This window comes from Peribacillus sp. (assembly GCF_059453735.1).
Genome location: NZ_JAZVJO010000131.1, coordinates 1 through 1,856, shown reverse-complemented (window position 1 = coordinate 1,856; position 1,856 = coordinate 1). Strand labels below are relative to the sequence as shown.

3 protein-coding genes are annotated in these 1,856 nt (G+C 36.5%); 1 reads left to right on the top strand and 2 read right to left on the bottom strand.

All coding sequences use genetic code 11. The features are described 5' to 3' along the window. The coding region (locus AC52RT_RS04430; protein WP_495539631.1) for a hypothetical protein at positions 1–735 on the top strand (735 nt) is incomplete at its 5' end. A 350-nt stretch (positions 736–1,085) separates the two neighbouring features. Here AC52RT_RS04430 and AC52RT_RS04425 read toward each other — a convergent pair. Both AC52RT_RS04425 and AC52RT_RS04420 read right to left on the bottom strand, forming a co-directional pair. Then, complete coding sequence (locus AC52RT_RS04425) at positions 1,086–1,235, bottom strand: hypothetical protein (protein ID WP_495539630.1); 150 nt, start codon at positions 1,233–1,235, stop codon at positions 1,086–1,088. A gap of 273 nt (positions 1,236–1,508) precedes the next feature. Continuing rightward, positions 1,509–1,856 (bottom strand): GMP synthase (glutamine-hydrolyzing) (locus AC52RT_RS04420; RefSeq protein ID WP_495539629.1); only part of this gene is annotated, 348 nt, incomplete at its 5' end.

Sequence of the window (1,856 nt, the reverse complement as noted above, 5' to 3'; positions counted from 1 at the left end):
TCCGACTTAGAAACATTGGCAGATCGTTTAACGAAATTTTTAAACGAAGTTGACAAAGATGAGTTCACCAAAAATGACCGTATTAACATCGGTAGTCATACAATGTATATTTCGTATTATAAAGGCGAATTCACTTTCATCACCCCAATCACTCATGATTCCCACCTTCTCATGGACATGTATATCATTTTTACTTACGCCTATAATGGAAAAAAATTCAGTTTGCAGGGTAGAAAAATTGGCTATACCGATGAGACATTGAACAACTTAAGGAGTCATCCAAGTCTTTTAGTTCAAGAAATTGAGAAGATGGATACGTTGGCCGACGTATCTGAGGTGAATGCCCAATTCACAAAATGCGAAACTCTTTTCGAAAAGTTATTCCATCTGAAGAATTTCTTTCACATCTTTTCATTTAATGACCCTTATTATACGAAATTATTCGGAGACCCCCAAGAGTTAATGTCTCTTATGATTGATAAAAGATTAAACAATGTTATTACACTTCAACTTGAACAGAACAATGTCCGTAACGTAACACCCGATTTAATCGCTTTAATTCTTGCTGAGAATAGATATAAGAAACATGTATTCGATGAAGAATTCGATACACAAGAAGCTTTCGAGGAACGAAAAGAAAAACTAAAAAATGAAAAGAATTCGTTAATGATCAACTTGCAACTTGATCAAGATTTATTAGACACTTACATGAGTTTTATCAACCTTGAAATTTGAAGCTGGCTCAGCCAAAAGGTTAGGTATTTTCTTTATAATTACAAATGACGAACCGGCATAGCAGGACCGCATTCATTCGTCTATGTTTTGAATTCGGTTTTTAGATGGTTTTCCGGATAGTTGAGCCGTGATAGCCGGCAAAATCAAAATTTAAATGCCATACATATTTCATAGCTGACCATAAAAAAAGACCTCCCTTTCATCATGAATTGCATGAATAAAGGGAGGTCCTATTTTGAAAGTCAATTGTTGCAAGCGAACAACTGAATGTTCACTTGAACACTGCCTAAACCTTTGATATAACTAGCATTGCGAGCGTTTAGGTGTATTATCCTATTCCCACTCAAATATTATTTATCTGTCTGTTTTTTCTTGTTTTTCAAATACTCTGCACGTATTTTTTCAAGCTGCTGCTTCTTATTAAATTGAGCAGGTTTGTTTTTTTCATGATACTTCGCCACAGCTACTTTGCCTTTTGTATCCAATTGATATTTCCCCATTTTGTTCACCTACTTTTCTTGTCTTTAAAGAGAATCTATCCAACAAATATACCATACCTTATATTACTGAAGTAAACCTTATTCGAGTATCGCTAATTTTGAGCAAAATAAAAAATCGTCTTTTAGCTACTTACTGATAAGCAACTAAAAGACGATTTAATTTTTAAAATATCTAATAGTTGCAAGTCAATCATGATTTAGTTCTTAACAAACTACACTAGACGTTGATATGACTATATTTACAGCCTATTTAGACTGTATTACCGAACAATTTTACTCCCACTCAATAGTAGCAGGTGGCTTACTCGTAATATCATACAGCACGCGGTTAACATGCTTCACTTCGTTTACGATACGTACAGAGATCTTCTCCAGCACGTCCCAAGGGATGCGTGCCCAGTCGGATGTCATACCGTCGATGGATGTAACGGCGCGGATGCCGATTGCGTAGTCGTAAGTACGGCCATCGCCCATCACACCTACCGAACGGATGTCTGGTAATACGCAGAAGTATTGCCAAATGTCACGGTCAAGCCCCGCTTTTTTGATTTCTTCGCGAAGGATGTAGTCCGCATCACGAACGATATCCAATTTTTCCTCTGTTACTTCACCAAGTACACG

What these genes read in the sequence shown, in the direction of transcription:
- AC52RT_RS04425 (WP_495539630.1), bottom strand. Translation starts at nt 1,235, where the DNA reads ATGGGGAAATATCAATTGGATACAAAAGGCAAAGTAGCTGTGGCGAAG.